This is a genomic window from Sphingomonas sp., from assembly GCF_039595165.1.
GTDB lineage: Bacteria > Pseudomonadota > Alphaproteobacteria > Sphingomonadales > Sphingomonadaceae > Sphingomonas.
In genome coordinates, this window is sequence record NZ_JBCNMA010000031.1 from 20,927 (window position 1) to 29,001 (window position 8,075).

At 71.3% G+C, this 8,075-nt stretch carries 8 protein-coding genes and 1 tRNA gene; 5 read left to right on the forward strand and 4 right to left on the reverse strand.

All coding sequences use genetic code 11. The annotated features are described in order from the left end of the window. Positions 1-4: 4 nt before the first annotated feature. A complete protein-coding gene (locus ABDV68_RS07990) occupies positions 5-901 on the forward strand; it encodes a hypothetical protein (protein ID WP_343519276.1) in 897 nt (298 codons plus the stop codon). Here the strand turns inward: ABDV68_RS07990 and ABDV68_RS07995 are convergent. Continuing rightward, complete coding sequence (locus ABDV68_RS07995) at positions 896-2,647, reverse strand: asparagine synthase-related protein (RefSeq protein ID WP_343519277.1); 1,752 nt, start codon at positions 2,645-2,647, stop codon at positions 896-898. The two genes, ABDV68_RS07990 and ABDV68_RS07995, sit on opposite strands and share 6 nt — an antisense overlap. A 41-nt stretch (positions 2,648-2,688) precedes the next feature. On the opposite strand from ABDV68_RS07995, the gene ABDV68_RS08000 reads away from it, so the two are divergent. Continuing rightward, positions 2,689-3,597, forward strand: coding sequence for a hypothetical protein (locus ABDV68_RS08000; protein WP_343519278.1), 909 nt, complete (start codon positions 2,689-2,691; stop codon positions 3,595-3,597). Between the two features lie 63 nt (positions 3,598-3,660). On the opposite strand, the gene ABDV68_RS08005 is transcribed toward ABDV68_RS08000, so the two are convergent. Next, on the reverse strand, positions 3,661-3,801 hold the full coding sequence (locus ABDV68_RS08005; protein ID WP_343519279.1) for a hypothetical protein: 141 nt from the start codon (positions 3,799-3,801) through the stop codon (positions 3,661-3,663). A gap of 292 nt (positions 3,802-4,093) precedes the next feature. On the opposite strand from ABDV68_RS08005, the gene ABDV68_RS08010 reads away from it, so the two are divergent. Next, positions 4,094-5,299, forward strand: coding sequence for a nucleotidyltransferase family protein (locus ABDV68_RS08010; RefSeq protein WP_343519280.1), 1,206 nt, complete (start codon positions 4,094-4,096; stop codon positions 5,297-5,299). Positions 5,300-5,303: 4 nt separating this feature from the next. Here ABDV68_RS08010 and ABDV68_RS08015 read toward each other — a convergent pair. After that, a tRNA-Thr gene (locus ABDV68_RS08015) sits at positions 5,304-5,378 on the reverse strand. 101 nt (positions 5,379-5,479) lie between these two features. On the opposite strand from ABDV68_RS08015, the gene ABDV68_RS08020 reads away from it, so the two are divergent. Beyond that, complete coding sequence (locus ABDV68_RS08020; RefSeq protein ID WP_343519281.1) at positions 5,480-5,608, forward strand: hypothetical protein; 129 nt, start codon at positions 5,480-5,482, stop codon at positions 5,606-5,608. Position 5,609: 1 nt separating this feature from the next. Here ABDV68_RS08020 and ABDV68_RS08025 read toward each other — a convergent pair whose 3' ends face one another. Beyond that, entirely contained in the window at positions 5,610-7,412 is a 1,803-nt protein-coding gene (locus ABDV68_RS08025; RefSeq protein ID WP_343519283.1) for an aminopeptidase P family protein, read from the reverse strand. A gap of 247 nt (positions 7,413-7,659) precedes the next feature. On the opposite strand from ABDV68_RS08025, the gene ABDV68_RS08030 reads away from it, so the two are divergent. Continuing rightward, on the forward strand, positions 7,660-8,075 hold a 416-nt coding region (locus ABDV68_RS08030; protein ID WP_343519284.1), incomplete at its 3' end, for a L,D-transpeptidase.

The window sequence follows — 8,075 nt, forward strand, 5'->3', positions numbered from 1 at the left end:
GGAGGTGACCGGCGCGCCGGCCTATCACGCCGCGGCGTTCGGGTTGCGCTGGCTGAGCGACACGCCGCTCGCGCATTTCGAGACGACCGCCCCGGGCGACGCCGACGTCCGCGTCGCCCGTGCGACGACGCTGGCCCAACGCGAGCCGCTCGCGCAGGTGCGCCGCGGCCAGGTCTATGCCGACGGCACGCGCTTTCCGTGGGAGGACGAGGCGGTGTTCGACACGCATCAGGGCGCGCATGTCGACTATCTCCCCGGACCGGACTGGACGGGAGCATTGCCCTACGCCTTTTACGGCACGGTCGCGGCACATCTCCTCGCCTGGCGAGGTCTGGTCCCGTTGCACGCCTGCGCAGTCGAGATCGGCGGCAAGGCGCTGCTGATCGCGGGCACGAGCGGGGCCGGCAAGTCGAGCCTGATGGCGGGGCTGCTTGGCTGCGGCGCGACGCTGGTGAGCGATGACCTGACCGCGCTCGCGATCCGCGACGGCGTCGCCGAGGTGCTGCCGGGGCGGACCACGATCCGCCTCGGTCCCGAGATCGCGCACTGGACCGCGGGCGAGCAAATCGTTCCGCCCTCGCCGGCGACGCGCGGCAAGCATGTCATCCGTCCGGCTGCGCGAACCCGCGCGGAGCGGCTTTCGCTCGCCGGCCTGCTCCTGCTCGGCGCGGCGCCCGGCGCGGTGCCACCACCGGCGCGCGCGCTGGCGCTCGCGAGGCATCTGTTCCGTCCGGTCTGGCTCGCGGCCTTGCCCAATCATCGTGCGCGCCTGCAGGCGTTGCTCGATCTCGCGGCCAGCCTCCCCGTGATCGGCTTTCCCCGGGTCGAGCGCACCGGGGAGGACGCACATCGCGAACGCGCGCGACGGGCGTTGGCGCTCGCCGAGTCGCTCAGCTCATGAGACGCCGCGCCACCAGGCGATGAACTCCCCAGCCATCGCGGTCAGCTGCGCCGTGAGCGCCTCTTGGCCGTCGCGCGCGGCGTCGCCGGCGATACGCGCGAGCGCAACATCGAGCGCGTCGAGATCGAGCCATTCGTCAGCACCCGCTTTGCGGAACAGCGCGATACGCGCGCGCGCGTCCGGCGCCTGGCGTATCAGGCGCTGGCCATAGTCGGGGGAGAAAGCGGGGCCCTTGCCGCGCAGCCGGATCGAGTCGGGCAAATGCCCGGCCAGCAGGTGGCGCGCCGGCGCGCGATCGAATCCGGGCCGGTGCAGCATGCGCGCGGGGAATCCGGAGAAGAGGGCGAGCAGCCGCGGGTCGCGATAGGGTTGCGCCAGCCGCACGCTGCCCAGTCCCAGCGAGACGGGGCCCTTGAGGATCTTCTCGAAGCTCGGCAGTAGTCCCCATCGCTCGCCCGATGCCGGCATCCGCATCCTGGGGACGGGGGATGCCAGCGCGGCGGCGACCGGATCGGGCAGCGACGCGCTCCGGTGCGCGGCGAGGAAGACGTGAAGCGCGTCGCGCGGGGACGGCCCGGACCGCGCCGCCCCGCCGCGCCAGCGCTGCATCGCCGCTCGCGTGCGCTCGCGTATCGACGCCAGCGGAAAGGGGCTGCTCAGCGTGAACTCGCCATATTGCCCGTCGAACAGCAGCGGAATCCGCGCCGCGCGCGCATGCGCGGCGAAGGCGTCGTAGAGATAGTGGCGCTGGCCGAGATAGGGGGCGTTCGCCTCGCGGAACCACTGCGCGGCGGGCCGGTAGATCGCGGCCGCCGCGTCGGGCACCACGCGATCCATCGCCAGGCCGAGATGCTCCGCGACGATGCCGGCGGCCTCGGTCTCGTCGGCAAGCCCGCTGCCCGGCGCCGCCGCGGAGGTGAGGCAGCGCACCGACTCCCCGGGCCGCCGGTCGCGCGCCACCAGCCAGGCGAGCGTCGCGGAATCGAGTCCGCCACTCACCATGCATCCGATGCGATCGCCGAACATGCGGTCGCGGACGATCCGCGCCAGCAACGCCTCCGCTTCCGCCATCGCGTCCGCGAAGCCGCCACGCCAGCGCGCGGCGGCGCGGGGCAGGGCGCGCGGCGCGACCTCGCTGCGCGCCGCGTCGAAGGTCGCGAACCCGCCCGGCCCGAGCGCGCGGACTCCGGCCAGCACCGTCCGGTTCCCGATCGCGCCACGCAGATGCTGCCGCCCGAGCGCGAAGAGCAACCCGGCATCGTCGAGTGTATCGTCCACCCAGCTCAGCCGGCTCAGCAACCGCAGGTCGGGCGCGACCGCGAGGCGCGCCCCCTTGCGGGCATAGAGCAGCGGATCGCGCAGCGCGAGCGACGAGGCGAGCGTGACGCGCTCGCGCTCGCGGTGGAGCAACGTCCACTCCCCGGCGAGAACCCGCCGCACATCGCTCCCGAAGCGGTGCAGCGCTGCGCGGGCGAGCACCGCCACCGGCGTCTCCGCCGCCAAGCCGAGGCGCGCCGCGACCGCAGCGGGTTCATCAAGCTGCCCGAGCAGGATCGTCGCCGCAGGCTCCGCTCGGTCCGTCCATATTGCCTGCGGATCGGCGAGATCGATCGCGTGAGCGATCCCGGCATCGTCGGGGGCGGGGCGCAGGCTCAGCACCGCGGCATCGTCCGGATCGAGCGGCGCGCCGTCGAGGTTGAACAGGCCGTAGATGCCGGTGCGGTCCATCGCGGCGCCGTGCGTCACGCGCGGTTGACTGGCGTCCGCCGTCGGCTAGGCCAGCTGCCATGCAGGAGGGCTTCGCAAGCGAGCGGACGATCCGCGCGGCGTTGGCGGACCGGGCCTATGCCGCGGCGCAGGTGCGTATCTGCGATCCGGACCTGCGCGGCTATGAATGCCTCGCCGCGAGCCGCAACGGGCTGTTCGCGGTCGGCCCGCACGGCGCCAAGCGCGTCGCCTATGGCTTCTTCTTCGGATTGCGGCAGCACGGCGATGCGCTCTTCGTCTTCGAATCCTGCGGCATCCCCAGCGCACGCTCGAACCGCGGCCGGATCGTCCGCCTGACGCTCGCCGACGGGCGGATCGCCGATGCCACGGTGATCGCGCAGGGGCTCGACAACCAGTGCCACCAGCTCGCGGTGATCGATTCGCGGATCTGCCTGATCGATACCGCCAACCAGGCGATCGCGCGCTTCGCTCTCGACGGCACGCCGCTCGATGTGCTGCGCCCGTTCGCCGCGGCGACGCGCGACGACGGCAGCGGGCGCTATCACCACATCAACTCGATTGCCCGCGTCCGCGGCCAGGTGGCGGTGATGCTGCACAACGGCACCTCGACGCCGCGGCAGCGCAGCGAGCTGGCTTGGCTCGACGCGGATTGGCAGCTCGTCCGGCGCGAGCCGCTGCCCGGTTATTGCTGTCACGACATCCTCGAGGACGAAGCGGGGGCGCTGTGGCACTGCGGCTCGCTCGACGGGGAGCTTCTCCGCTCGTCCGGTCCGCCGGTGCGGGTGAGCGCGCACATGACTCGCGGCCTGGCGCTGGGCAGGCACGGCCTGATCGTCGGGACATCGCTGTTCGGCGCACGAATCGACCGGCCCGATCTCGCGGGAAGCGTCATCTTCCTCGATGCGCAGTTGGGCAAGCTATACGAGATCGAACTGCCCGCCGCGCCCACAGACCTCATCGCGCTATAGCGGATGCGGCTGGAATCGGGTCGAAGGGGGCAGGCATCGTGCCGCGCCCCTTCGCCGACGAACTCAGGAGCTCGTGCAGTCCGGGCCCTGGACGCCGCCATCGGGGCCGACGCCACTGAACGCCGCAGTCTCTTCGATCGCGAGCGTCGAGATTTCCGGCTCGACCCAGGCGAGGCGATCCGACGTGCGCTGCGTGTCTTCCATTCGCTCTGTCATGGTTATCCCCCAAGATAGCAATCCAGGCCTGAGAACGGCCGCAGCAGCGATCGTCCTCGTCCCCGGCGTCCTTGTTCCGTTTCCGAAACGGGAATGGGCGCCAGCCCTTGCTTCCTACCTGTTGCGGCCGTCCGAGGCAAGGCGAAGGCTCGGAAATTCACGGCGGCGCCAATATGATAGGGCGTTCCACGGCTCGCCGGTACGTTGCGGAAACAAGACTCTTACCGCTATGCGTTCGCGGCGCTAGTCTGGCCTTACCCGTCCGCATGGCCGAGGACGCATGATTCCCCCCTCTGGTATCTCGAACGAATTCAGGATCGTAGCGGCATGCTGCCGGTGGCCGCGCGGGCCCGCGCGCAACGCGGCGGTGCGCGAAGCGGCGCGGTCCGCGATCGACTGGCCGCGTGTCGAGCGCGTCGCGCGGCGCCATCGCGTGTTCGCGCTGGTCCATAACGGACTTGTCGAGGCCGGAGTCGCGCTGCCCGAGGCGGCCGCGCAGCGCCTCGCCGGGGAGGCTCGGCGCGTGCGCCTGACTGCTCTCGCCATGGCGCGCGAGGCGGCGCTGCTGCAGGAGGCGTTCGACGCCGCGGGCTGTCCCGCGCTCTTCGTCAAGGGCGTGTCCCTGGCCGTGCTCGCTTATGGCGACATCGGCCTCAAGCACGCCTGGGACATCGATCTGCTGACCACGCCCGAGACGACCGCGCAGGGCTGCGCGATCCTCGCGCGCCACGGCTATCGGCTGGTCGAGCCCGCCGCGCTCGACGGGCGCCGGCTCGAGCTGTTCATGGAGCTCGCCAAGGAATGCGTGCTGGTCCATCCCGAAAAGCGCATCGCGGTCGAGCTGCACTGGCGGCTGGTCGACAACCCCCACCTGCTGCCGGGCATCGACGCGCGGTCGCCAACTCGGTCTGTTGCGATCGGTTCGCAGCAGCTGCGCACGCTGCCCGATGCCGAGCTGCTCGCCTATCTCACGGTGCACGGGACGCGATCGGTGTGGATGCGGCTCAAATGGCTGGCGGACGTCGGCGCGCTCCTGGTGCGCTATGACGTCGCCGAGATCGATGCGCTCTATCGCCGCCTGCAAACGCTCGGCACGGGCCGCGCCGCTTCGGTGGCGCTGCTGCTGTGCCACCAGCTGCTCGGCCTCGCCTTGCCCGACGCGCTGCTGGCCGAGCTGCGCGCCGATCGCCGCACCGGCCGCCTCGCCGCTGCCGCGCTGGCAGCGCTCACCTATGGCGACGGCGAGCGCGAGTTTCCCGACTATTCGGAGGCTGGCGTCCGCGCCCGGCTCGCGCGGTTCGAGATCGGTTCGGGCTGGGGCTATCTCGCGGCGGAGCTCGGCGCGCTGTGGCGGTCGCCGATCGACCGGCTGGCGCTGCCCCTGCCGCCCCGGCTGACCTTCCTCTACCATGTGCTGCGCATCCCGCTCTGGGCGCTGCGTCGGCTTGGCGCGCTCCGCGGGACGGCAAGACCGAAACCGGGCTAGAAAATGGTGCTGCCGGTGAGGATTGAACTCACGACCTCAGCCTTACCAAGGATGCGCTCTACCACTGAGCTACGGCAGCACTCGGCGCGGGCGGCATGTCCGGCCCCGCGCGGGAGCGGCCCTTTTGCGCAGGGGTGCCCGGTTGTCAAGGCGCAGGCGGCGGGTTTATCGCATCGCCCAATGAACGAAGCCGAGAAGAAGGCCCGCCTCGCCGCCGCGCTGCGTGAGAACCTGCGCAAGCGAAAAGCACAGGCGCGCGCTGTGGCCGAGACCCGGCCCGTACCGCCGCGCGAGCCCGAGGCGGACTAGCTCAGCGCGCCGCGATCGGGCGGCACTTGGCTTCGAGCCAGGCCCGCTCCTCGGGCGAGAGCTGCGGACCGAGCACCTCCAGCACCTTCGCATGATAAGCGTCGAGCCAGCGGCGCTCGTCCTCGGTCAGCAGCGCCGGCTCGATCAGCTCGCGCTCGATCGGGACGAAGGTCAGCGTCTCGAAGCCGAGCATCGGCGATTCCGCGCCGGGGATGTCCTTCTCGATCACCAGCACCAGGTTCTCGATGCGGATGCCGAACGCGCCGGCCTTGTAATAGCCGGGCTCGTTGGACAGGAACATGCCGGCGCGCAGCGGCTCGGCCGGGCCGCCGCCCGGATAGTTGGGCGCGGCGATGCGCTGCGGCCCCTCGTGCACCGACAGATAGGCGCCGACGCCGTGGCCGGTGCCGTGCGCATAATCGCAGCCCACTTCCCATAGCGGCCGCCGCGCGAAGGCGTCGATCTGGCCGCCGGTGGTGCCCGCCGGGAACACCGCCGTCGCGATCGCGATATGGCCCTTGAGCACGCGGGTGAAGCGGTCGCGCATCTCCTGGGTCGGCTCGCCCACCGGGATCACGCGAGTCACGTCGGTGGTGCCGTCGGCGTACTGCCCGCCCGAATCGACCAGATAGAGGTGCCCGGTCTCGATTGGGAGGCTCGATTCCTCGGTCACCTTGTAGTGCGGGATCGCGCCATTGGGTCCGGTGCCGGAGATGGTGTCGAAGGAGAGGTCCTTGAGCACCCCCGTCTCCTCGCGGAACGCCTGGAGCCGCGCGGCGGCCGAGATCTCGGTCACGCCGCCCTTCGGCATCTCGGCCTCGGCCCAGCGCAGGAAGCGCGCGAGCGCCGCGCCGTCGCGCGCCTGGGCGGCCTTGTGCCCGGAAATCTCGGCCTCGTTCTTGATCGCCTTGGCCAGCACGACGGGATCGCGCACCGCCAGCACCTTGCCGCCGCCCGCCTCGATCGCGTCGAAGATCGCCGCCACCGAGCCCGCCGGATCGGCCGCGACGCGCTTGCCGGCGAACCGGCCCAGCGCCGGGGCGAAGGCCGAGCGGTCATGCACGCGCACCGCATTGCCGAGATGCTTGGCGACGTCCTCGCCGACCTTGTCCCTGGCGACGAACAAGTCGGCGGTGCCGTCCGAATTGACGATGGCATAGGCGAGCGCGACCGGCGTGCGGCTCACATCCTTGCCGCGCACGTTGAACGCCCAGGCGATCGAATCGAGTGCCGACAGCACCACCGCATCGGCCTTGCGCTCGGCCAGCCAGTCGGCGATCCCGGCGCGCTTGGCGGCGCTGGTCTGGCCCGCGGTATCGTCGTCCTGCACGGCGAGCTTGGCGTCGGAGGGCAGTGGCCGGTCGTCCCACACCGCGTCGATCGGGTTGCTCGCCACCGCGACCAGCTCGGCGCCCCTCTCGGCGAGCGCCTTGCGCGCTTCCTCGACCCAGCCGCGCGTGTGCAGCCACGGGTCGTAGCCGATCCGCCCGCCCTGTGGCGCATGCTCGCCGAGCCAGCTCGCGATGCTCACCTGCGGCACCGGGACATATTCCCAATGCGTGCCGTCGACCTGCTGGCGCACCTGCAGCGTATAGCGCCCGTCGGTGAAGATCGCCGCCGCCTCGGGCAGCACCACCGCGCTGCCCGCGCTGCCCTGGAAGCCGGTCAGCCAGCCCAGCCGCTGCGCATATTCGCCGACATATTCGCTCATATGCTCGTCGGTCAGCGGCACCACGAACCCGTCGAGTTGCTCGCGCTTGAGCTGCTCGCGAAGGGCGTTCAGGCGATCGGCATAGGTCGACATGGGTTCAGTCCTCGAAAAGCGCGTGGTCCGGCGGCTCCGGGCCCAATCTGGGGGCGGCAGGGCCGCCTGTGAAGCCGTCCGGGCAATGGCGAATGGCTAGGCCGATCGCGCGGCTTTTGGAAGGGGTCGGAGGGCCAGGTTAACGGCGCCCCGGGCTGTACCAGCATGGAACGCCGCCAAATCGAGGGTGGCGTCCGGCGTCCGAATTACGGATCATGGCGGGACAGCGAGCGAGGGAGTCGGGCAAGTGCGTTGGCGGGGATGGGCGATCAGGACCGGGCTTCTGGTCGGCGGCGTGGCCGCCGCGATGGGCGCCGCGACGCTGTTGCCCGCCAATTCTCCCGCCGCGGCCCCCGCGCGGCCCGCAACGGCCCCGCAGCCCAAGCCGGCCGCCAAGGCGCCCGCGCCGAAGCCCGTTGCCGCCGTGGCTCCGGCACCCGCGCCCCAACTCGTCGTCAGGCGCATCCTCGATATCCCCGGCCCGATCCGCTTCGGCGACTATTATTGGGACGCCAAGGGCATCGACGCGAGCGGCCCGCTGATCATCACCATCGATCTCGAAGCCGAGACGATGTCGGTGTTCCGCGACGGCTACGAGATCGGCGCCACCGCGATCCTCTATGGCGCGGACGAGAAGCCGACCCCGCTCGGCGAGCACAAGAT